This window comes from Calothrix sp. NIES-2100, from assembly GCF_963875285.1.
Classification (GTDB): Bacteria; Cyanobacteriota; Cyanobacteriia; order Cyanobacteriales; family Nostocaceae; genus Aulosira.
In genome coordinates this window covers 2,466,025-2,487,414 of the sequence record NZ_CAWNLA010000001.1, presented here as the reverse complement: position 1 = coordinate 2,487,414, position 21,390 = coordinate 2,466,025, and the positions used below count along the sequence as shown (strand labels likewise).

Genomic DNA, 21,390 nt, shown 5'->3' with positions numbered 1-21,390 from the left:
TGTAGTGAGGAGTGCGATCGCGCATTAAAAATCCGTCCTCACCTCACGGGCGGGACGGTTTTATTGCTGGTCTGGGATATTTTTCTCAGACATCAATTCGTATATTTGTGCCTCAAGCTCTTGTATGGCTTTTCTGAAGTCGCTTTCACTTTCTTTGCTTTCGTCAAGTCTAGTGATCAGACGCTGCTGGTGCGATTTGACATAAGAAAGGTGCTTTTCCTCAAGTAACTTGACGGCCTCTAGAATTTTCCCAAGATCTGAGCTTCTGGGGTAGCCAGGCTTATGCCCACTTCCCCCGCTGCTAGTCCCCTGATCATCTGAGATGTATCTTTGTACCCCAGAGACTTGGCTTTGTTTAGTAGAGCTTCCCTTTGTTCCAGGGAAAGCCGTACTGACAGCCTTGCCTCTTGTTCCGGGAGTATCTTTGGTCTTCCGGGCTTTTGTGGCGTTGTCATCGCTGCTATTACTCATAACCTTTTCTCTATTTTAATTTTGTCTGCACAAAAAGTTTTGTGTTCACGCTTGACTGATACTTTTGGGTGTACGATTATGTTAAATTAGTTTTGTTTTCACAAAACTAATTTAGCTCCCCCCTCACCCTTGCCCCCGTGCCTGTGAGGGTAAATTCAGGAGCAAGCACCCGCACCACTTGGCATAGTCCCCCGGCGCGGAAACACCCTCAACTCACTAGGTAATGTTCGGAGCTGGCTAGCTAATGTTCGGAGCTAGCGAGCTAATGTTCGCAGTTCATAAAAGTCATAAAGCGCGATCGCACTTCATTCGAGCGCTCTCAAGTTTGCTGTGTCAATTAGGAGGTATAAATTTAGACGCTAAACTCTCTAATCGTTTACTTCACTTACTATGATTCGCCAGCGTCACACCTGGCGCTTTCCTCCTCTAGGAAATTGAGTTTCTGTTGGTTAAACGTTTTATGAAAACACCAGCGTTACAGCTTGGTGGGGCTTGACGCTGGACTTTTTTAGAAATTGGAACCGTAAATTATGAATTACCGCGATGACCTTAGACCGTGGGCTGTTTTCCGCTGCTCATCAGACGTTCAAAATATCTGCGTTGCTCGCTTTCGCTCTCGCTCTGATGCTGAAGCTTACATGAGCATTTTGCGTGGGCTGAGTCCTTTAAGCACTAAATTTCAGGTGGTCTTTGACCAAAAGCCGGCTGAAGTTCAAAGATAACTCATGCCAAAACGCGATCGCACTTTTTTGAGGAGTGCGATCGCGCTTGTGACTCAAAGACTTGAAACGTTTACAGAGTAACTATCACACAAAAAATGCAAATCAAAACAATTTCGTGCGAACGAGTAATTAACCTGGGAAATTATGAATCCCGGCGATTGCAGCTTGGGGCGGAAATTTCCCCTGATGAAGATGTAGAAACAGCAATCACATCTTTGATGGAACTGGTAGAGCGCAAGTCTAGAGAGAGTTTCGAGTTAATGTTTGATGTCCGAGAATTGAAGCGAGAACGCCGACAGCTGACGGAGGAAGTCGCGAAACTCAAAACCGAAAAAGACAAGCTAACCGGGGAAGAAAAGCCTAACTCAGAAGAACCCGACATCAATGACATCCCTTTTGATGCTGGGGAAGCATCCACCACTAACGATGCTTCCCTTACCAGTGAACAGATAGCGGAGTATTTCTAATTTTTTTTGCGATCGCGGTCTTTGAAGGAAGGCGATCGCAAAAATTCAAACCACTACTGAGCGGATTGAAGCTTTAACCATGCATATCATATCAGTTCCTACAGTGTTTACTTGCAAAACCCCTAGTGCCGGGTGGGTCAACTTGGCCCAAGTCCGGCAAGTTATGGAAGATACTACCGAACCAAAAACAGTAATTATTGTGGTTTGGCACAACGGCGATACTCAAGTTTTTTACAGTGAGAACGCCGATGCCATTATCGCCGCCCTACAACAAGCAGAACAGCGATGTAAATGTTACCCAAAAAATGAGGAGTCATGAACCAAGATGAGCTATTAGCAAAATTTAGTAACGATTTCAAACAGCTATCAAATGAGCCAATTATCAAGCTAAGTATTTCACCATTGATGGCTTGGCAGATAATTTCTCAACTGCAATTAGCCTTAAGACATCCTGAAAATACAGGAGTATCTAGCAAATCAGTTAGAAGTTTTATTGACACAATTGTGTCACGAATGCCCATGACTGACTCACTCAAAGAGTTATTTAACATGGGATGGAACCCCGAACACGATCAGAAAGTTGAGCCTGTTCCAAAAAAACAAGTAACCGAAGTTCATAACGCTGTAGCCATCTACGGTGTAAATGATGATGGCACATTAGCAGATACCCCAATTGTCGAATTTTCTCGCCCTCAAGATTGGGGGAATAAACAACGCTGGCATTATGAATTTTTCCGGCTCGAATGGCACACAGAAACAGTACTTTATATCAACAATTGTTACTGCTGGACTGATATAAAAGACCCCGATTGTGGATATGCTGAATTATTTTCTCGCTGCATAACCATGATTTTAATGCCTGGTGAAAAACCACAATTATGTGGGCGTGACTACTTGGATGAGGATGATTTTTGGCATCCATCATGGGGTGAAATGCCCCCTTATTATTTGGGTGATGATGAAGATGAGGAAGATATTTATTTATGAGTGATAAAAATTTAGAAACTCACCAGCCAGATCCAGCATGGGATTATTATTTGGCTTGGCACTCATTGCAATACGTCAAATCCAAAATTGAGCAATGCTTAACCCTGATGTCCAAACAAAATTTTGGGAGCGCATCAGCCGATGAGGAAATGATAGCTTTACTCGAATCAGCAAGGAACAAAACAGGAGAAATTATTACCAGCGAATTAATTTTTACAGATGACGACGATGAACTTGATGAAGATGACGATACCGCCTGATGAGGCTACCTGACGAGGATTAGGAAGATATTTATTTATGAATGATGAAAATTTACCACAACCAGATCCAGCTTAGGATTATTACACAATTTGGCACGAATTAATTCACGCTAAAGCCAAAATTGATTTGGCTTTAAAGCTAATGGAAAATAGCACAGATCTAGAGAATGACTTAGAAGAAATTTTTCGGCATATATCTATCAGATTCTCCAGACTTGCTAAAGAAGTCACTGGAGATTTTGGCAGCAGATAACCGCCTGATGATGGCTACTTTGACACAGTAGCCGAAACTCTGGCATCTGCCAGAGTCGCGGATTGTGTCCAAAGCAATCTGTCAGTTGATAAAAGAAAGTGCGGCGTTTAACCAGAATTGCGCTACAAAATTGCGGCGTTTACTAGTTCATGCGCAGCCTTCTTTATCAATTCCCCGAATTGCGTTTACTCCTGAATCGCGCCCCTCAAGTGTGGGGCGTTAGGGTGATTCGTGCGCTGTTTAGTTCGGGTTAATCAAGGATGCCAGTCCTACACCTTCACCTTGTCGCAACAGAACCATGACAATTGAATTAACTATTCTGGGAATTGATGTTAGTAAATCAAGTGTAACTTGCCATATTTTAACACAATACCCCAAGGGCGGATTGCAGGCTTATTGGCATAAAACCAGGAATAAAGCATCAAGTTTATATCCGGCTTTTTACTCTAATCCTGATGCTAGAAAAAAGCAAAAATCAGCTTTTGATTTTGCTGATTACTTAACAGAAGTTAAACCTGATTATGCGATTCTAGAACCGACAGGAAACCACTACTCAAAACTGTGGGCATCCATTCTTAAAAAGCTAGAAATCAAAATTTTGTGGGTGGGTCATGTAGAGTTGAGGCGTTACCGAGGTGGTAAAAATCTCCCTAATAAAAGCGATGCTGCTGATGCTTTGGCAATGGCCGCTTACGGTCACGACCCAGACCACCAAACAGAAATTGGGGAAATCAACATGAGATATTTCCTCATGCACCGCCCCGAACCGATTGATGAACTCCGGGATTTGTGCCAACAACTAGAACATCTCAACCGGGTGCAGTCGCCAATCGCCAATTACAGCAGGCAACTTTTATCTTGGCAGTTCCCCGAAGTCGCTCACACCAAGAGCATTTCCACTAGGTCAGGTTTATTACCACCGCTTTGGGGATGGCTAGCTAACAGAAAGAGTGAAATTTCACCCGCCGGAAAAACTCGGCTTGATAATCTCTACAAAAAATCCATTGCTCATGAGTATGGAATTGAGATTGACCCAATTCTAGAATTGCATTCTGATTGGATGTGTGACATCTCACTTTATGAGCAGCGCCTAGAAGCAAGAATCAGTGAAATGCTTTTACAGCAAGCTTTTGAGCCTTACATGAACGTGTTTGATCAGTTCGGTTTTGGGCTGAGAGTGCGATCGCGTCTCCTCACCAGGATTTACCCATTCGAGTCATTCTTGGGAGTCAATGGTAAACCAGTAATTGAGTATGAAGTCCGTGAGGTGAAAAAGACTCAACGCGATCGCCTTCGCGGTGAAACCATTATCAGGCGAACTGCTGGTGAAACCAAACGCATCAAACGCCATCGCAGCCGGGACATTTTCAAGATGCGCTTGGGGATGGGTACAGTTTTAGAGCAGTCCGGAGACGGACTAATTGAAAAGGCCAGCGGCTCATCACTTTGTCGGCGTAGCCTCTGGCAATATGTTCTCACCGGGGTAGAAACTGGCAGACTACCCAAGAGTGAACTGACTCAACAGTTACTTGACTACCGTGACTCACTTAAGTCAAACGTCAGTGAACAAGGTGAGAAACTGCTAGCAGGTAAGCACATCCAGGGAAAGCTAATGAGCAAAGTGGTTAACTTGCTGTTTGATGAATTGTGTAAAATTACTTTGACCTGATGATTTAACCCTTCACCTATGAAGGGTTATAAATTGACCCAAACTTTCAATTACCCTGAACTAGTCAAGAAGTAACTGAACCAGCGAGTCGCGTCATAATAGAGATGATTACGACAATTATGGTGTACAAGTTTGAACAATTAAGCAGAAGGGAGGTAGAGTCAATGTTAGACATAACACTTAAGCAAACGAGAGTTTATCGAGAAATCAAGGAAGAAGGGCGAGAAGAAGGACGAGAAGTAATGGCTAATGCGATTTCCCGACAATTGACTAAGCGCCTAGGAGAACTATCTGAGGAAATGCAATCCAAAATTTCTGGTTTATCTTTACCTGTTTTGGCAGATTTGAGTGAAGCACTGTTAGATTTTACTAGCTTGACAGATTTATCATCTTGGCTAGAAGCACGAATTAATTAAACTACCAATTTTTACTTGTTTCTCAGGAAGAATTGTGATTGTTGATATTTTATCCTCTCGCACCTGTGACATAAGCAGCCGTTAGAGGATGTTGGGGAGATTCAAAGATTTGGGCTACTGTCCCCGATTCAATTAGTTGACCAACGCCATCCTGAACCCAAAATAAGGCGACTCTATCGGCAATGCGCTTGGCTTGTGCGAGGTTATGAGTGACAATTAGCAAGGTATAACGCCCCCGCAGGCTGGTAATTAAATCTTCAACTACACCACTAGAAATCGGATCGAGGGCGCTACAAGGTTCATCTAATAGTAAAACCTCTGGTTGCAAACCTAAAGCCCTCGCTATACACAAGCGTTGCTGTTGTCCGCCAGAAAGGGCTAAAGCGGAAGTATGCAATCGGTCTTTGACTTCATCCCACAATCCCACATCAGTGAGGGTTGTCTCGACGATCGCATCAATTTGTTCGCGGTTATTGATACCATGTTCTCGCAGAGGTAATTCCAGATTCTTCCAGATAGATAAAGGAAAAGGATTTGGCTTTTGGAAGATCATGCCAACTTTACGCCGGAGTGCGATCGCATCTATCTTGGGATGGAGTACATCTAAATTCCCGATTTGAATTCTCCCCTTTACCCGACACTGGGGAATCATATCACTCAAGCGATTGAGACAACAAAGAAAGCTGGTTTTTCCACAACCGGAAGGGCCAACTAAAGCCAGAATTTCCCCAGCATTGATGCTGAGATTGACGTTTGCAAAGGCTGTTTTTTGCCCATATTGCAGCGTTAAATTCTCAGTTTGAATCAATGGTTGAAAGGTTTCCGTAGTGGTGGGAGAGAATTCTGGTTTTGTCATCAGTTAATAATTCTCCTGTGCAACCAAGTTTCGGCAATCCATGCAGCTGTACCATTAATCAACAGCAGCAAGAACAGTAAAATCAATGCTGAGGCGTAAGCACTGCTATCTCCACCAGAGACATTCATCGATAAATCAAAAATATGAATTGAAAGCGCCCGTCCCGAATCTAACAGTGATTCTGGCATTCTATCGACATAGCCACTAGTAAATATTAAAGCAGCCGTTTCGGCGATCGCTCTCCCAATCCCCAGCACCAATCCCACCACTAAACCGGGGACAGCGGCGGGTAATAATATTTCCCATAGGGTAGTTGTCCGGGAAAAACCAAGACTTGCAGCGCCTAATCTATACTCCTGGGGAACCGCCCGCAATCCTTCTTCTGTGGAACGAATCAGGATTGGTAATACCATACAAGCTAAAGTCAGCCCTCCCGACAGGATAGAAAATCCCAATCCGAGAATTTTGCAAAAGAAGACATTCCCAAACAACCCAAAGACTATTGAAGGTACACCAGCTAAAACATCTAAACTACGCCGCACCAATCCGCCAAACATACTATCAGTTGGGGTAAATTCTGCCAGAAAAACTGCTGTTCCTACACCAATGGGGATGGAAACTGCCATACACACCGCCATAATTAAGAGGGTGGAAACTAAAATCGGTGCAATTCCCCCTTCTCTACCAGCGTTTACAGGTTCCGTGGTGATAAACTGCCAAGATAAATGGCCGATACCATGCCAGAAAATATCATTGAGTATCCACAAGAATATGGCAGTTACCAGCACAGCATTTAGCCAAACAATCATTGTTGGTAGCCAATCTCTGGGATTTGGGCATTGGATATTAGTTATTTTCCCCTTTCGTCCTTCAGTCATAAATCTTTCCCTGACTCATCACTTCAGCAACAGCAACTAACAGTACAATCAACCCCATCAACACTAAACCGCTAACAAAGAGTGCAGAACGGTGATCGCCGGTAGCGTAAGCCATTTCTAAGGCAATGTTAGCTGTAAGGGTACGAATCGGATCAAATAGCGATCGCGGAATTTGCACGACATTACCGCACACCATCAAAATTGCCATTGTTTCGCCAATCGCACGACCGGTTTCTAAAATCATGCCGGTGAATAATCCCGATTTGGCAGCCGGAAACACTACTTTAGAAATAGTCGCCCATCGGGATAATCCTAAGGCGGCTGCACCCTGGAGGTAAGATACAGGGACTTTCGCTAAACTGGCATCGGCTACCAGGGCGATTGTCGGTAAAATCATGATTGTGAGAATGGCAATGCCAGCTAATAGGCTAGGCCCTGGTGGATGTATCCTGCCAATTAAGGGAACTAGCACCACTAATCCCCAGAAGCCATAGACGACAGAAGGAATTCCCGCTAGCAATTCAATCAGGCGGCGATAGATTTGTGCCACTGCGGTTGGGGCGTAAAATTGACAAAAGACTGCGGAAAGAATGCCGATAGGAGTAGCTATTAACACTGAGCCAAACATTGCTAGCAGTGTTCCCCAAAACATTGGTATTAGGTTATAAAAGCCGGCGGTGGGGTTCCAAGAGGCATCGGTAAAAAAGCGAGTTAATCCAACGTGTTGCAGGACTGGTAAAGATTCTAGAATCAAAAAGAAAATAATTAACAGTGCGATCGCCCCCGCGATCGCCGCAAAAAATCGCAGTATCCAAATTAACCACCAGTCTTTATTTAGAGACGAGGACAAAGTTTTGCTGTTTAACAATGTCACTTACCTGCTGCGATCGTGCGAAATCAATAAATTCTTTGGCTAATCCCTGGGGTTGGGTTTTCGTTACCAGGTTCAACGGGCGAGAAATAGGAAAGCTACTATTCTGCACATTTGCAGTTGTTGCTGCTATACCGTTTACTGGTAGCAGCTTGATCGGTACTTTATTGTTGGCACTGTTTTCTGCCGAACCAATAGAAACATAGCCGATGGCGTTAGGGTTGCCGGCTACAGTCTTGATTCCTTGCTCATTGTCACCAATGACTACTTGTGCTTTGATATCCGTATTCTTCAGCTTGAAGTAGTGGGTAAACAATTCCAGAGTAGAACGACCTTCGGCTTTATTCACAACAGTAATCGTTCCATCTTTACCCCCCACCTGCTTCCAGTTGGTGACTTTGCCAGTATAAATATCTATAACCTGCTTGTCAGTTAAAGATTTTACAGGATTATCTTTGTACAGAATCACCGTCACCCCATCACGGGCAATAGTAAATGCTGTTAAATCTTTTTCCTCTGGCTTTAAGGCGCGGGAAACCATACCCACATCTACCACACCTTGACGAGTATCAGTAATACCACGGGAAGAACCTCCAGATTGGACATCAATTCGTACACCTGGATGGCTAGATTCAAACCGTTTACCCATTTCTGCTGCTAATGGTGCAATGGTACTGGAGCCGGTTAGTACTAGTTTTCCTTGAGGTTTACCTGCACTGTTATTTCCAGTTTGCTGAGATGAAGAACAACCTTGCAACCACAAGCAACTTGCCAAGCCTACAGCCAGAGGAAGCATAATTTGTGAATTTTTCACTTACTACCTCGATTTCAATCTTATTAATTAAACGAGAGGATGCAACAGCCAAGATTCAAAGCTTCAGCTGTAGTTATTTCCACCTCTGGCGCTAGGCGGTAGAGGAATGCTTTACCATTGCGTTCTCGAACCACAAATTTAGCCTCTCGCAAAACTTGCAAATGATGAGAAAGCAGACTTTGTTCTATAACCAGAATCTTGTTTATCTCCCCCACCTGCATGGGACTATGCATCAGAATTTTTAACACAGTCAGACGGGTTTCATCTGCCAGTACTTTCAGCTTGTCTACACAGTCAAACTGCTGATTTGTGTTGACCATTTCACATTTATGGATATTCATTCATATGAATAAAAATTCATATGAAGCGTCATGATTATCACATCATGCGCAGAAATTTAACTTGTTTGTAACTAAAAATTAATATATCTGTGTATTCAGGTAGACCCATCATGAGAAAATTGACTCAAGCAATGCCGGCGGCAACTCAGAAGGCGATGCCAACGGCAACCCCTGTGGGGAACTCAATGTTTTGTCAAAATAAAAGTTAGATTTTAGACTAGTTAAAGTTATCGTGGTATCGAATAATTCAAAAATACCCGTTGTCCAAAACTAGTAATATGAGGCCATGCCACTCCTCAGTCCCTATCTTGACTTGTTTTCTATCCCTGGGTTTGTACCAGACACCTGCGAATCCAGCGATACCTAACTTAACCCCAAAAATCTTGATACTGGCACAAACCAGTACCACTAAAATTGTCCCAGAAACTACTCTCAGCGCCGATAGTACAGGATCGGATGTAGAAACTCTGCAAACCCAATTAAAACAGTTGGGATATTACAACGATGTGGCAGATGGACAGTACAAAGAAACTACAAAAACTGCTGTAGCTAAATTTCAAAAAGCACAGGGTTTGGTAGCAGACGGCATTTTTGGCAACACAACTAGGAAAAGTCTGCAATCAGCAATTGCTGCCAAAACATCATTTACCGCCTCGCCTGTACCTACTTCCAAGCCCAGTGCGCAAAAGCATTCGACTAAGCATAATTTTGTTTGGTGGTCATTCTTAGGCTTGGGGATGCTAGGAACTATTGGTGCAATCCTTTACTTTGTGAGCAGGTTCACTCAGTCCCAAAAATCGCCACAGTCAGAAACTATAGATACTGAAACAAAAACTGAAGCTGACAAAGACTCAACCATACCACTGTTACCAGAGTCAAACGCCAGTCCATCTCAGCATGAGGATGATGCAGCGGCGAGCAATTCCCCAGCAGTTACAGCATCTATGACCCCAAAATTGTTACCTCCCGCCAACACTTCCCGTCTAGCCAAAGTTAATATAGTTGATGAATTGATTAACGACTTATATAGTCCCGACCCCGCAAAACGACACAAAGCTATTTGGGATTTAGGTCAGCAAGGAGATTCACGGGCGATTCAACCGTTGCTAGACCTGATGGTAAATGCAGATTCGCAACAACACAGCCTAATTTTGGCAGCTTTAAGCGAAATCAGTATGCGCACCCTCAAACCCATGAACCGTGCATTAGCAATCTCAATCCAAAATGAAAGCCCCCAAGTGCGACAAAATGCCATCCGCGATTTAACTCGCGTTTATGACATGATGTCCCAAGTAAGCCAGATATTACGCCATGCTGTAGAAGATCCAGATGTAGAAGTGCAGTCAACAGCGAGGTATGCTTTGAATCAGATTCATCGCATCCGTGTTTTATCGGATCAAGAAAGTTCGCCGGAACAGCAGGAGAATGATCAATAAGGGGCAGAGGGGGACAGGCTTCTCTGCGAGACGCTGCACGAACGACTTCGCTCAGCCTTCGGAGGACAAGGAGAGAAGTCTGAGCGCCGGACGCCGGCGCTCAGAATTTCGGAGGGACAAGGAAGACAAGAAATTTTAGATTTTAGATTTTGGATTTTAGATTGAAATATAATCTAAAATCGTAAATCCAAAATCCAAGATTCTTTTCAATGCCCAATGCCCATTAACTCAAAAATATTTCAAATGTACTTGGATGTTGGTATTTGGCCCTGCTAACACAATAGCTGCTTCGCTAAATTTGGGCGCACTGGTACGAACTTCGGGATTTTTGGAAAATCCAAAGCCTTCGATGGGCATACCTAGGCTATTGCGATTGAGTTTTAAGTCTCCATTGCTATCGTGCATTACAGCAACAGCATAGCTACCTGCTGGCAAATTCTCAAAGGTAAGTTTTACAGGAATGTCGGTAATCTTGGTACACTGCCTTTGGACTACGCGATCGCGCTCATTAGGAAAACCTTGACTCTTAGCAAAGATACTGGCGCAGACTTGCCCTTGTTTATTTTTAAATCCATCAATTTCTACGGTAAGGTTGCCTTTAAAATTTGCCTTGGCACTAGAGTACCATGCCAAATTTCCTAAAACTGCTAGCAGTACCAGACTGACTCTCATTCCTTGGCGCATAAAATTTCTACTGAATTCAAAAAATAAATGTAATTAATTTATGCCATCTACAATCTTACCCCCACCTCTCAAACCTGGTGATTTACTGCGAGTCATTGCCCCTAGTGGTGCTTTGCGAGAATTTGACACTTTTTATCAGAGTATCGAAATTTGGCGATCGCGTGGTTATCAAGTAGATGTTCCCCCGACAATCACAGATAAATACGGATATCTAGCCGGATCAGACCAAAATCGTCGCGATCAACTTAAAGCCGCGTGGGAAGATCCCAATTGCCGGGGTATCCTCTGCGCTAGAGGTGGTTTCGGTAGCACCCGCATCCTCGAACATTGGCAACCTGAATCATCCTCAATCCCAAATCCCAAGTGGCTGATAGGTTTTTCTGATATTACAGCTTTGTTGTGGAGCCTTTATAATGTGGGGATTTCTAGCGTTCACGGCCCTGTGTTAACTACACTCGCCAATGAGCCAGATTGGTCATGTGAGCGATTATTTAATTTAGTCGAAGGTCGTACCCTGGAACCGCTTCAAGGTAATGGTTGGGGTGGCGGTGTAGTCACTGGCGTACTATTACCAGGTAATCTCACAGTAGCAACCCATCTTTTAGCTACACCATTTAAACCAGATTTTGCTGGTGTAATTTTAGCCTTTGAGGATGTATCAGAAGCACCCTACAGAATTGATAGAATGCTGACCCAGTGGCGTTTAAGCGGTGCTTTGTCTAAAGTAAGGGGAATTGCTTTAGGTGGATTTACTGGATGTGAACCGCCAGTAAATGTGCCTAGCTTTACAGCCGAAGAAGTTTTGCGCGATCGCCTGAGTGATTTAGGTATTCCTGTTGTAGCTGATTTACCTTTTGGTCACGATAAATGTAATGCAGCCTTACCAGTAGGTCAGGAAGTCACTTTAGATGCAAACCAGGGAATTTTAAAATAATTAGTAGTTCCGTCTGTTAATGCCCAATGCCCCATGCCCCATGCCCAATTACGAATTAATTCCTCATCCTGACACTTCCCGCCTGACAATCCCCCAACCAAATATTAATTGCTTGTGCGATCGCGCTGCTGCTACTATCCCGTGGCGGAGATAGCGGTTCTTGCTTCCCAGATGACCCCGTTTGGGTAAACATCATCACCAAACGCCAACCGCTTTGAGTTTTTGTCAACAACAGCCAGTGGAATTGTTGTAATTCCACCGCTTTTCCCCCTATATACTGCCGTTCTAAAGTAGTAAAGAAAACCTGCTCTACTCCTGATGCTGCACTTTTATCATTATCTGTGTTGTCAATCCCAGGATTTAGGGGCAAGGGTGTAAACTCCGGCCTCCCTGCTAATAGCACATAGCTATAAACTTCACTGCTTCTGCTACGACGGCGGGCCCGTTGCGTCACACGATTGGTGTAACTAGGTAAATCCCGCAACAGATAGGTAGTTAAAGTAGTGATATTTTGCTCAACGCAAGCCGACCCCACTTTATCCTTTGACACAGAGAGGTTCTGGGAAAAGGCTAGGTTATCAATGCTGTTAACTACTAAAAAGCAGCCACAAACCATCAGCCAGAAGTTCAAGGGCAGTCTTAATGAGAAAACGTTCATCACCATGCATGAAAGGGGACAGGAAGCAGGGGGGCTGGGGGGACAAGGAGGACAAGGGAGACAAGGGAGATAAATAATCAATGCCCAATGCCCAATGCCCAATGCCCATTGACTATTGACTATTGACCAACTCCTGTGAAATTCTCTTCCAAGCTAACTCAGGGTCAGCAGCGGTGGTAATGGGACGCCCAATGACTAGGTAATCTGCGCCGGCTTGGATTGCTTGGGCGGGGGTGAGCGATCGCTTTTGATCGCCTTTCTCTGCCCATGTCGGACGCACGCCGGGACAAACTAACAGAAAATCATCCCCACAAGTTTGTCGTAGCTGTGCCACTTCTTGAGGTGAACACACTGCCCCATCCAATCCGGTTTCTTGAGCGAGTAGCGCCATTGACAGAGCGTATTCTGGCAATTCCAAGGGAATCTTTAAATCAAACGCCAACTGTCTGCTGGAAATGCTCGTTAGCAAGGTAATAGCAATTAATTTGGGCGGTTTCACACCCGCAAGTGCTGCCCCTGTTTGTACTGCTGCCGTTGCTGCTTTTAGAGCATCTATACCAGCACTTGCGTGAATTGTCAATAAATCCACCCCATAACCAGCCGCTGCCTGACAAGCACCAGCCACAGTGTTAGGAATATCATGAAACTTTAAATCCAGAAAAATCTGCTTTTGTCGGGATTTGAGCAGTTCGAGAATACTTGGCCCTGTGCTGGTAAACAACTCCAAGCCAACTTTCCAGAAACTGACTTGTGGTAGCCGTTCTACAAGGGCGATCGCACTGGCTTGATCGGGTACATCCAAAGGTACAATAATTCGCTGTTCGGTGTTCATGGTACTAAGCGCACAAACTTGTTTTTCCCGACTTGCAGAACTCTAGCAGCTAATTCATCAGGTGTTTCAAAAGTGGTATCAACATTAGTAATGCGATCGCCATCTAGGTAAACTCCACCCTCTTGAATTTTCCGCTTGCCTTCGCCGCTGCTTTTGCACAAGCCACTAGCATTGAGCAGAAAAGCCAACTTTACGGGAAATTGCGATATCCCAGCCAAAGAAAATTCTGGGATTGCACCTTTTTTCCCACCGCTATCGGCGGCTTCCTTAGCTTGATTTGCTGCTGCTTCGCCATGATACTGCCTGACTATTTCCCATGCTAAAAGTAATTGGCGATCGCGTGGGTTTTCTGGTAGTTTATCCAAAGCTAAATTTGTCAGTAGCTCAAAATACTGTTGTAATAGTTGATCGGGAACACCCTGCAATTTTTGATATTTCTCAGATGGATGTGCCGATAAGGCCACATAATTACCTAGAGACTTAGACATTTTTTGCACACCATCTGTACCAATTAAGATTGGCAACAGTAACCCAAACTGGGGTTTAATCGCAAAATGACGTTGTAAATCTCGCCCCACAGCGATGTTAAATTTCTGATCAGTTCCTCCTAATTCTACATCTGCCTCCACTGCCACCGAATCGTAACCCTGCATCAACGGATAAAGGAACTCATGGAGGAAAATCGGATTCTCTTTTTTATAACGTTCTGCAAATCCCTCCTTAGCTAACATCTGCCCCACCGTCATCGTCGAGAGTAACTCTAAAATTTTCCCTAAATCCAGGCGGGAGAGCCATTCTGAGTTGTAGCGTACCTCTAACCTTCCAGGTGTGTCAAAATCCAATATAGGACGTACTTGCTCAAGATAAGTCTGGGCGTTTTGCGCTACCTCTGTCTCTGTCAGCTGGCGACGCACCTCAGATTTACCAGTCGGATCGCCAATGCGAGCCGTAAAATCACCAATAATTAGAACTGCTGTATGACCAGCATCTTGAAAAGCTCGCAGTTTTCTTACCGGTATGCTATGACCAAGATGAATATCAGCACCAGTTGGATCAATGCCCAATTTGACCCTTAAAGGTCGATTTGTAGTTGCCAAACGCTTTTCTAAACTTTCAATTTCGCTGTCAGCATCAGTAGGTTGTGGGAAAATTTCCACAACCCCACGACGCAACCAATTCATATCTTGCGCCATACTAGGAGATTCGCTATTAATTAAATTTTGACCGAGAGAAGTTAAGTTGGTTGTATTCACTGGCAATTTGTCCGTTGTCTTACCTGCCAAACTACTATAATTGCAAAAAATTAACCGCCTTGCTTCGGCAAATCAATTACAGTTATATTTACAAGTGAGGAAGTGAAATCGCCGTGTCGTCTAGGACTTTTGAAGACAAAGAAGCCCAAAATAAGGCTTCATCAGGTTTTGAGTTTTTGAAAGGAGTAGGTCAGGTAGCTGGCGGAACTCTACTATCAATCACAATGCTGACAAGCTCAATTGTAGCGGGCGGATTGGTGGGCTTGGCTGTTAGTTTCCGTAATTTGCCGGATGTCAGGCAATTACGTAACTTCTTTCCTTCAGAAACTACTTATATTTATGATATAAAAGGAAAACTCTTAACAAGTGTACATGGAGAAGCAAACCGAGAAGTTGTACCTCTAGATAAAATTTCTCCCAATCTCAAAAGAGCAGTATTAGCCAGCGAAGATGGTCATTTTTACAACCATCATGGTATCAATCCAACAGGTGTAGGCCGTGCCATAGTTGTTAACTCAATAGCTGGTGGAGTCAAAGAAGGTGGCTCCACCATCACCATGCAGTTGGTCAAAAACTTGTTTTTGTCTCAAAAGCGTGCTTTTACCCGTAAGATAGCGGAAGCAGTACTGGCAATTCGCTTAGAACAAATTCTCTCTAAAGACCAAATCTTGGAGATGTACCTCAATCAAGTTTATTGGGGTCATAACAACTATGGTGTGCAAACAGCAGCACGTAGTTACTTTAACAAGTCAGCGGAATATTTAACCTTGGGTGAATCGGCGATGATGGCCGGTTTAATTCAAGCGCCAGAAGAATTCAGCCCCTTTGTCAGCATGAAGCTGGCAAAACAAAAACAAAAAGAAGTTTTAGGGCGGATGGTGGACTTGAATTGGATCACCAAACAAGAGTACGACGATGCCCTCAAGCAAGAAATCAAACTGGGTAAAATTCGCTCATTCCAAGGTAGTGCATTACCCTATGTGACGAATACAGTCGCCCAAGAATTGGCGAAGAAGTTCGGGCGTGACGCACTACTCAAAGGTGGTATGCGAGTCCAAACTACTGTGGATGCCGATTTCCAAAAAATGGCTGAGCAAACAGTTGTTAAGTGGCATAACACACTTCTGGAACAGGGGTTATCCAAGAATCAAATGGCCTTGGTGGCAATTGACCCCCGCACACATTTCGTCAAAGCTTTGGTAGGGGGCGTAGATCCCAAAACTAGCGAATTTAACCGCGCCACCCAAGCTCAACGTCAGCCAGGATCTTCTTTTAAGCCCTTTGTTTACTACACTGGCTTTGCTTCTGGCAAGTTTGCACCAGATTCAACAGTCGTAGACGCACCAGTTGGCTATCGAGATGGTGATGGTTGGTACTATCCGAAAAACTATGATGGTGGTTTTTCGGGAGCGATGTCAATTCGTACTGCCCTAGCTCAGTCGCGCAACATCCCTGTAATTAAAGTTGGTAAGGCTGTAGGGATGAATAAAGTCATCGAAACCTGCCGCACCTTGGGGATTATGAGTCCGATGGAGCCAGTGACTTCTTTACCTCTAGGAGCAATTGGTGTTACACCACTGGAAATGGCTAGTGCTTATGCCACCTTTGCTAATTATGGTTGGCAGTCACCAGCTACAGTCATTGCCCGGATTACCGATAGTAGCGGTAACGTGTTATTAGATAACACACCAAAACCCCAATTAGTTCTTGACCCTTGGGCATCGGCAGCAATTATTAATGTTATGCAATCGGTAATTAGTGAGGGGACTGGTAAAAATGCTGCTATCGGTCGCCCCGCCGCAGGCAAGACGGGCACAACATCCTCAGAAAAGGATATTTGGTTTGTGGGTACAGTGCCTCAGTTAACAACTGCCGTTTGGGTAGGTAGGGACGATAACAGACAATTGGCTAGCGGTGCTACTGGTGGCGTGATGGTAGCTCCCATCTGGCGCGACTTTATGCAGAAAGCGCTCAAAGATGTACCAGTGCAGAGTTTTAAATCGCCATCTCAATTTACTCGCCCCAAAGCGAATGAGAAGGAATAGGGGCTAGGGGCTAGGGGGGAGTGTGGGTAGTTTTCTTTCTCATGTCCAATACCCAATGACGCCACTTGCTTCTCACTCGGGGAGACGCTGCGCGAACAAGCCGGGAAACCCTTTCGGCAGTTCCTCCTGGGGGAAACCAAGCCACTTGCTCCACTTGGGGAAACCCCAAGTGGAGCAAGTGGCTCCCCAAGATCGGACTGCCTCACCAACGCAGTGGCTCCCCAATGCCCTTCGCCAAAAGGACTTAGACGGCGGCACAGCAACTCTTGGGGAGGGAGTTTCCCTGAGCTTTCAATGAAAAAGCTTTTGGCTTGCGCTTAACAGCAAAAGCCCTAGTTTCCCTAACCCCTAACCTCTATGCTTGTTTTTCCAGATCGGTTTTCATCCTCTGGAGGGTAAGGTGCATTTGGTCAAACATTTGTTGGGGGGTAACCCCAAATTGACCTAGCTGCGTTTTCATTTGCTCCATAGTCATCTGCGCCATGAAATCTTCTGAAAGCTCGAAGCGCTTCATAAAGATGCGATACCGATCCATCATGGCTTCCATCTGCTCAATAAACAGCTTTTTGCCTTCACGGTCAAATTTACCGTAGTTATTACCAAGCTTGATTAGAGCTTGATAATCATCAAATAGCTGCTTTGCTTCTTGCTGAACTATTTCAGAATCAAAGAATCCCATTTTGTTTAATATTCAACTGAGCGCTAACACTCAGTAAATTATGGTTTTGCTTATATTTTCATTCTAGTCTAGGGCAATCATCAAGGGAACAAGCTACGGTTGGATTACGGTTATTTAGCGAAATTTCACCACTTGACTCAAGATCCTAAGCGGGATGCAAACATGCTTAAGACATTAGCAATGCTTAAAGACATAGGCACTGACTTAGGATTCGTGTTTTGACATTCATTAATGTTCAACTTGGCAACGTATTTCAAAGCTACGGGGTGTTGGGGATTTAATTTTAATGCTTGCCGAATATAAACCGTTGCCATTCCCATAAAATTTTGTTGAAAATAGGCAACACCTAGTAGTGCATGATAGTCACTATTTTTGGGTTCTAGCTTGATAGCCTCTCGTAGTTCTTGCACACAACTTGTCCAGTTGTTTTGCTTGGCATACTGAGTAGCTCGCTGATAGTGACGGTCAGCGTATTTTTGTACACCGTCTTGAATATTATTTTCCTCTAATCTCTGTTCCACTGGTTTGACTCTTAGTTTCAGCATTATGGGGGTCAGTGCTTTTAGTAACAACAGGTAAAGATTTTGCAACAATTGAGTAAACTTAAAACTGAGAAGTTGATTTTTTTGCTAAACCTAACTGGACTCAGAATTGTGGCTCAAGATTGTTGCGGGCTGAGGAATTCTCTCAAATGTGAGTAGTTTACTATACTCTATTACATAGAGATTCTCAATGAATTCTAAACAAATATAAAGAACTTGAGCACTTCCTATGTGTATCGGTTCTTTGAATATAGCCTACTTATTTCAAATTGATAGCCTGTAGCAGAAATCAATACAATAGATTCATATTAAGTCTGCCACTAGGATTTACGGATTGTCAAAAAGTTGTTTATTTTTACCAAGTCTGAGCTTTGGCTGTAGCAGTTTTCGGATACATGAATTTGCCTTGATTGAAACCTTTATATTAAGAGTATGTATAAAAAGTGAGGAAAATCTGAGGATGGTTGCAATTTCTATTGACAAAAACCTGGCTTTGTTACTGACTAGTAAATGTATAAGCTGTCACGCATTTAAGTTGCACGTTTTTTCGTGTTGGCTGTTAACTGTTGACGGTTGACAGTTAATCGTCAGCGGTCAACGAACTTCATGAGCGACTGTGCAATTTAAAAGCCTAATAGCTTATCATGCTCTATTTTTACAGTGCGTAAGTCTTAGTCAGTATAAGTATTTGCTGTAGAACTCAGGCAGCCCCTATAAAAAATTTTACCTCTATGCAAAAAAATTAGCATTGGGTATAAAGATTAGGGGAGCAGGCAAAAAATAAGACTAACGAGACAAAAGGGATGAGGAAATTGCGTACCGTTAAAAGTGTTAGCCTGCTGAGGGAAGGGGGACAAGGAGAAATAATAAATGACAAATGACAAATGACAAATGACAAATGCTAAATTGGGGAATATGTTGACCAAGCGAAAAAGTCGCAGCGTAGCAGCTATTTTAGCTTTTTCTGGCACGCTGACCATTTCAGGATTACATAAGTTTTATTTGGGACAGCCTTTCTGGGGACTGTTGTATGTTTTGCTTTCCTGGACACCGATCCCCAAAGTCGCTAGTGCTATTGAGGGGGTTTGGTACTTGGCTCAGGATGAAGAAGCTTTTGATCGGAATTTTAATTTTGGTAAGTCAGCAATCAAGAACTCACAGCAAGTCAGCAATAATGTAAGCGCACTTGCGGAAGCTTTGCGTGAGTTAGATGCGCTGCGCCAAGATGGATTGATTTCGGAGTACGAATTTGAGCAAAAGCGTCGCCAGCTGCTAGACCAAATTTCTTGAAAGAAAGCACAAATTATGAAAAACTGGCTCCCTTTAAATCTCAGGTTGCAAAAACTCCGTACCAAGCTCCTCAATGACCCATACTACAGATTACAATCTGGGGAAGAACTTCAGCTAGCGGTACAACTGGGTATTCAGATTGATGCCAATCAAGCAACTGTAGATGATTGGTTACGTTTACCTGGTTTATCTATTCACCAAGCGCGATCGCTTGTGGAACTTTCACGTTCTGGTGTTAAATTTTACTGTATTGAAGATATTGCCGCAGCTTTAGCCATTCCTGTACAGCGACTACAGCCAATCAAACCACTGCTGAATTTTATTTACTATGACGAAGAATCTCTCGATTGTCTCGCGCCCTTAGTTAATCCAAATACAGCTACAGTAGAGAATCTGGCAAAAATACCTTTTATCGATTTATCTCTAGCGCAAGCAGTGGTGCAAAATCGTCTATCAGCAGGGCCTTACCGCAATCTTGTTGATTTTCAGCAACGCTTGGCGCTGCCACCAGATGCGATCGCTCAGTTAATGTATTATCTCAGGTTTTGAACTGCTGTTAGTTGTCATTTATCCTCCTTGTCCTCTTTGTCCTCCTTGTCCCCTCATCTCCATTCGCCAATTTCTGCTTCTGTCAACCGCTTCTCTAACTTGCTATATTCTGTCTGCGCCGCCCTGAGTATATGCTTCATCTGCATGGCTTCTCCTGCATCAGCAGCTATAATAAACAGCCATTTGTGCGTTCGATGAAATGGGCGATCGCGGCTGTGATTTGGGGATGGAGTACAAAAGCTGCCACATTTGATTCAATTTGCTGCTTTTGTCCTTGGTGATCCATTGTCAGATGTATGACTTGCAATCCCTGTACACCTGCGGATAAATCCGGCGGTATGGGCAAACTGATTTGCGTTTCTCTTACAACTTTAGGTACTAGTAATTTCTCGTAATTGCCCAAGCGAATTCTGGTAATTTCACCGCGTAACCGCTTACCGCGAATTACTAATGTACTATTGACAACGATTAATTGTGTAGTTTCCCCTGAGGCGATCGCTTGTTCAATAGTTGGTTGGGACAATGACATCAAAGATAAATCCGCCGATGGATGAGCGTCATTGCTCTCAATTAACACCATTGATGCTTGATAGCTAGCTGATGGACGATAGTGAGTTTGTAACGCCGACCATAGCTTAGAAGTATCTTCCATGTTAAAAAATTCTGGAGAGAGTTTAATCTGTCCAATCTGCTCAGCTCAATCAAAGACAGATACACCAGCTAAAGCTTGGGAAAACACATTATTCTGATTTCGTGTAGAGGCGTTTTTTAAAGCATTCGCGATCGCAGGTGTTCTATGGAAAAGTTGCATAGCATAGCCTAGTAACAGCTCTGCTTGAAAATCTTTGGCACCATAAGCTGTCAGTAAATAATGCAAGTCTAAAGCTAGTGGCGGATGAGAGCGGGAGTTTTTATTTATACGTAAATTTTTGCTGCGAAATTCTGGAGATACCCAATCAACATTGCGATTTTGTGTGACTTGATAGAGAAATAAATTCAGTTGCGCACGCTCGTCAATTCCCACTGTAATCAGATCTGGTGGTAGAGCAGTCACAATCACATCCCCAACACTAACAGTAATCGAGTCACTGACTAGACCATTCTCCAACAAGTCTTTCAGTACTGCTGTGACAGCGGCTATCGAGGTGCATTACTCATCTGGATACCTGCTACATACGACTCAAGATTCAACAAAATCCGATCATACTGAGTAATAAAAATACTAATTCCCTGTTTTTAGCCCTTCGCGTAACAATTCGTAATCACGTAGCTATTTGTAGAAGTCGCTTGCGACTCAAAGATGAATTACGAATTAAGTAGGTCGGCGCAATTAAAGACAACTGGCGAGGTCTGTCATTTGTCATTTGTCATTGGTCATTGGTAAGGGTTTCAAGCATGTTTACATTGCGCAACATAGTTTGGTTTATTCCCGCCGACTTACTTAGTAATTATTGTTGAGTAGATTAAATTTAATATGAGGAAC

23 protein-coding genes and 2 pseudogenes are annotated in these 21,390 nt (G+C 43.7%); 12 read left to right on the top strand and 13 right to left on the bottom strand.

Features of this window, described 5'->3' with window-relative positions:
* Positions 1-60 precede the first annotated feature (60 nt).
* Positions 61-471 carry a hypothetical protein gene (locus tag AACU32_RS10735; protein ID WP_096599554.1) on the bottom strand — a complete coding sequence of 137 codons (411 nt, stop codon included), beginning with the start codon at positions 469-471 and terminating at the stop codon, positions 61-63.
* A 530-nt stretch (positions 472-1,001) separates the two neighbouring features.
* Between AACU32_RS10735 and AACU32_RS10730 the strand changes: the two genes are divergently transcribed.
* The 7 genes and pseudogenes from AACU32_RS10730 to AACU32_RS10700 all read left to right on the top strand — a co-directional run.
* The gene (locus AACU32_RS10730) at positions 1,002-1,193 is read left to right on the top strand and encodes a hypothetical protein (RefSeq protein ID WP_096599553.1); all 192 of its coding nucleotides are present in this window, start codon (positions 1,002-1,004) and stop codon (positions 1,191-1,193) included.
* A gap of 95 nt (positions 1,194-1,288) precedes the next feature.
* Positions 1,289-1,660, top strand: coding sequence for a hypothetical protein (locus tag AACU32_RS10725; RefSeq protein ID WP_096599552.1), 372 nt, complete (start codon positions 1,289-1,291; stop codon positions 1,658-1,660).
* Between the two features lie 79 nt (positions 1,661-1,739).
* Entirely contained in the window at positions 1,740-1,979 is a 240-nt protein-coding gene (locus AACU32_RS10720) for a hypothetical protein (RefSeq protein WP_096599551.1), read from the top strand.
* On the top strand, positions 1,976-2,647 hold the full coding sequence (locus AACU32_RS10715) for a hypothetical protein (protein WP_096599550.1): 672 nt from the start codon (positions 1,976-1,978) through the stop codon (positions 2,645-2,647). Before AACU32_RS10720 ends, AACU32_RS10715 begins: the two co-directional genes overlap by 4 nt.
* A complete protein-coding gene (locus AACU32_RS10710) occupies positions 2,644-2,907 on the top strand; it encodes a hypothetical protein (protein ID WP_096599549.1) in 264 nt (87 codons plus the stop codon). Before AACU32_RS10715 ends, AACU32_RS10710 begins: the two co-directional genes overlap by 4 nt.
* Positions 2,908-3,458: 551 nt before the next feature.
* Positions 3,459-4,829 carry an IS110 family transposase gene (locus AACU32_RS10705; RefSeq protein ID WP_096599548.1) on the top strand — a complete coding sequence of 457 codons (1,371 nt, stop codon included), beginning with the start codon at positions 3,459-3,461 and terminating at the stop codon, positions 4,827-4,829.
* A 59-nt stretch (positions 4,830-4,888) separates the two neighbouring features.
* Positions 4,889-5,245: pseudogene (locus AACU32_RS10700) on the top strand (DUF4351 domain-containing protein); the annotation flags it as partial.
* A 49-nt stretch (positions 5,246-5,294) separates the two neighbouring features.
* Here AACU32_RS10700 and AACU32_RS10695 read toward each other — a convergent pair.
* The 5 genes from AACU32_RS10695 to AACU32_RS10675 are packed head-to-tail and all read right to left on the bottom strand — an operon-like array spanning position 5,295 to position 8,984.
* Positions 5,295-6,101 (bottom strand): phosphate ABC transporter ATP-binding protein, encoded by an 807-nt coding sequence (locus AACU32_RS10695; protein WP_096599546.1) that lies wholly within the window; start codon positions 6,099-6,101, stop codon positions 5,295-5,297.
* Positions 6,101-6,979, bottom strand: coding sequence for a phosphate ABC transporter permease PstA (gene pstA, locus AACU32_RS10690; RefSeq protein ID WP_096599545.1), 879 nt, complete (start codon positions 6,977-6,979; stop codon positions 6,101-6,103). The genes AACU32_RS10695 and pstA overlap by 1 nt, the downstream gene beginning before the upstream one ends.
* A complete protein-coding gene (gene pstC / locus AACU32_RS10685) occupies positions 6,972-7,829 on the bottom strand; it encodes a phosphate ABC transporter permease subunit PstC (protein ID WP_339377754.1) in 858 nt (285 codons plus the stop codon). Before pstC ends, pstA begins: the two co-directional genes overlap by 8 nt.
* Entirely contained in the window at positions 7,810-8,664 is an 855-nt protein-coding gene (locus AACU32_RS10680; RefSeq protein WP_339377753.1) for a phosphate ABC transporter substrate-binding protein, read from the bottom strand. Before AACU32_RS10680 ends, pstC begins: the two co-directional genes overlap by 20 nt.
* 23 nt (positions 8,665-8,687) lie before the next feature.
* The gene (locus AACU32_RS10675) at positions 8,688-8,984 is read right to left on the bottom strand and encodes an ArsR/SmtB family transcription factor (RefSeq protein WP_096607947.1); all 297 of its coding nucleotides are present in this window, start codon (positions 8,982-8,984) and stop codon (positions 8,688-8,690) included.
* A gap of 404 nt (positions 8,985-9,388) precedes the next feature.
* Between AACU32_RS10675 and AACU32_RS10670 the strand changes: the two genes are divergently transcribed.
* A complete protein-coding gene (locus AACU32_RS10670) occupies positions 9,389-10,441 on the top strand; it encodes a peptidoglycan-binding protein (RefSeq protein WP_339377752.1) in 1,053 nt (350 codons plus the stop codon).
* Between the two features lie 228 nt (positions 10,442-10,669).
* On the opposite strand, the gene AACU32_RS10665 is transcribed toward AACU32_RS10670, so the two are convergent.
* Positions 10,670-11,125 carry a DUF2141 domain-containing protein gene (locus AACU32_RS10665; RefSeq protein WP_096599541.1) on the bottom strand — a complete coding sequence of 152 codons (456 nt, stop codon included), beginning with the start codon at positions 11,123-11,125 and terminating at the stop codon, positions 10,670-10,672.
* A gap of 40 nt (positions 11,126-11,165) precedes the next feature.
* Between AACU32_RS10665 and AACU32_RS10660 the strand changes: the two genes are divergently transcribed.
* Positions 11,166-12,059, top strand: coding sequence for a S66 peptidase family protein (locus tag AACU32_RS10660; RefSeq protein ID WP_096599540.1), 894 nt, complete (start codon positions 11,166-11,168; stop codon positions 12,057-12,059).
* Between the two features lie 55 nt (positions 12,060-12,114).
* On the opposite strand, the gene AACU32_RS10655 is transcribed toward AACU32_RS10660, so the two are convergent.
* The 3 genes from AACU32_RS10655 to tyrS form a co-directional block, all read right to left on the bottom strand.
* Positions 12,115-12,717 carry a hypothetical protein gene (locus AACU32_RS10655; protein WP_339377751.1) on the bottom strand — a complete coding sequence of 201 codons (603 nt, stop codon included), beginning with the start codon at positions 12,715-12,717 and terminating at the stop codon, positions 12,115-12,117.
* Between the two features lie 112 nt (positions 12,718-12,829).
* Positions 12,830-13,549, bottom strand: coding sequence for an orotidine-5'-phosphate decarboxylase (gene pyrF / locus AACU32_RS10650; RefSeq protein WP_096599539.1), 720 nt, complete (start codon positions 13,547-13,549; stop codon positions 12,830-12,832).
* Positions 13,546-14,742, bottom strand: a complete 1,197-nt coding sequence (gene tyrS, locus AACU32_RS10645; protein WP_339378677.1) for a tyrosine--tRNA ligase — start codon at positions 14,740-14,742, stop codon at positions 13,546-13,548. The genes pyrF and tyrS overlap by 4 nt, the downstream gene beginning before the upstream one ends.
* Positions 14,743-14,915: 173 nt before the next feature.
* Between tyrS and AACU32_RS10640 the strand changes: the two genes are divergently transcribed.
* Entirely contained in the window at positions 14,916-16,847 is a 1,932-nt protein-coding gene (locus AACU32_RS10640) for a transglycosylase domain-containing protein (protein ID WP_096599537.1), read from the top strand.
* Positions 16,848-17,202: 355 nt separating this feature from the next.
* Here the strand turns inward: AACU32_RS10640 and AACU32_RS10635 are convergent, their stop codons facing one another.
* The gene (locus AACU32_RS10635; protein ID WP_096599536.1) at positions 17,203-17,526 is read right to left on the bottom strand and encodes a DUF1825 family protein; all 324 of its coding nucleotides are present in this window, start codon (positions 17,524-17,526) and stop codon (positions 17,203-17,205) included.
* Between the two features lie 137 nt (positions 17,527-17,663).
* Positions 17,664-18,047 carry a tetratricopeptide repeat protein gene (locus tag AACU32_RS10630; protein WP_339377749.1) on the bottom strand — a complete coding sequence of 128 codons (384 nt, stop codon included), beginning with the start codon at positions 18,045-18,047 and terminating at the stop codon, positions 17,664-17,666.
* Between the two features lie 936 nt (positions 18,048-18,983).
* On the opposite strand from AACU32_RS10630, the gene AACU32_RS10625 reads away from it, so the two are divergent.
* Positions 18,984-19,358, top strand: a complete 375-nt coding sequence (locus AACU32_RS10625; protein WP_096607945.1) for an NINE protein — start codon at positions 18,984-18,986, stop codon at positions 19,356-19,358.
* 15 nt (positions 19,359-19,373) lie between these two features.
* A complete protein-coding gene (locus tag AACU32_RS10620) occupies positions 19,374-19,907 on the top strand; it encodes a helix-hairpin-helix domain-containing protein (RefSeq protein ID WP_096599534.1) in 534 nt (177 codons plus the stop codon).
* Between the two features lie 166 nt (positions 19,908-20,073).
* Here the strand turns inward: AACU32_RS10620 and AACU32_RS10615 are convergent.
* Positions 20,074-21,015 (bottom strand): annotated as a pseudogene (locus AACU32_RS10615) (DUF4255 domain-containing protein).
* Between the last annotated feature and the right edge of the window lie 375 nt (positions 21,016-21,390).

Coding starts and splice junctions, on each gene's coding strand:
- AACU32_RS10735 (WP_096599554.1), bottom strand. CDS start 471: ATGAGTAATAGCAGCGATGACAACGCCACAAAAGCCCGGAAGACCAAA.
- AACU32_RS10730 (WP_096599553.1), top strand. CDS start 1,002: ATGAATTACCGCGATGACCTTAGACCGTGGGCTGTTTTCCGCTGCTCA.
- AACU32_RS10725 (WP_096599552.1), top strand. CDS start 1,289: ATGCAAATCAAAACAATTTCGTGCGAACGAGTAATTAACCTGGGAAAT.
- AACU32_RS10720 (WP_096599551.1), top strand. CDS start 1,740: ATGCATATCATATCAGTTCCTACAGTGTTTACTTGCAAAACCCCTAGT.
- AACU32_RS10715 (WP_096599550.1), top strand. CDS start 1,976: ATGAACCAAGATGAGCTATTAGCAAAATTTAGTAACGATTTCAAACAG.
- AACU32_RS10710 (WP_096599549.1), top strand. CDS start 2,644: ATGAGTGATAAAAATTTAGAAACTCACCAGCCAGATCCAGCATGGGAT.
- AACU32_RS10705 (WP_096599548.1), top strand. CDS start 3,459: ATGACAATTGAATTAACTATTCTGGGAATTGATGTTAGTAAATCAAGT.
- AACU32_RS10695 (WP_096599546.1), bottom strand. CDS start 6,101: ATGACAAAACCAGAATTCTCTCCCACCACTACGGAAACCTTTCAACCA.
- pstA (WP_096599545.1), bottom strand. CDS start 6,979: ATGACTGAAGGACGAAAGGGGAAAATAACTAATATCCAATGCCCAAAT.
- AACU32_RS10675 (WP_096607947.1), bottom strand. CDS start 8,984: ATGGTCAACACAAATCAGCAGTTTGACTGTGTAGACAAGCTGAAAGTA.
- AACU32_RS10665 (WP_096599541.1), bottom strand. CDS start 11,125: ATGCGCCAAGGAATGAGAGTCAGTCTGGTACTGCTAGCAGTTTTAGGA.
- AACU32_RS10660 (WP_096599540.1), top strand. CDS start 11,166: ATGCCATCTACAATCTTACCCCCACCTCTCAAACCTGGTGATTTACTG.
- AACU32_RS10655 (WP_339377751.1), bottom strand. CDS start 12,717: ATGAACGTTTTCTCATTAAGACTGCCCTTGAACTTCTGGCTGATGGTT.
- pyrF (WP_096599539.1), bottom strand. CDS start 13,549: ATGAACACCGAACAGCGAATTATTGTACCTTTGGATGTACCCGATCAA.
- tyrS (WP_339378677.1), bottom strand. CDS start 14,742: ATGGCGCAAGATATGAATTGGTTGCGTCGTGGGGTTGTGGAAATTTTC.
- AACU32_RS10635 (WP_096599536.1), bottom strand. CDS start 17,526: ATGGGATTCTTTGATTCTGAAATAGTTCAGCAAGAAGCAAAGCAGCTA.
- AACU32_RS10625 (WP_096607945.1), top strand. CDS start 18,984: ATGTTGACCAAGCGAAAAAGTCGCAGCGTAGCAGCTATTTTAGCTTTT.
- AACU32_RS10620 (WP_096599534.1), top strand. CDS start 19,374: ATGAAAAACTGGCTCCCTTTAAATCTCAGGTTGCAAAAACTCCGTACC.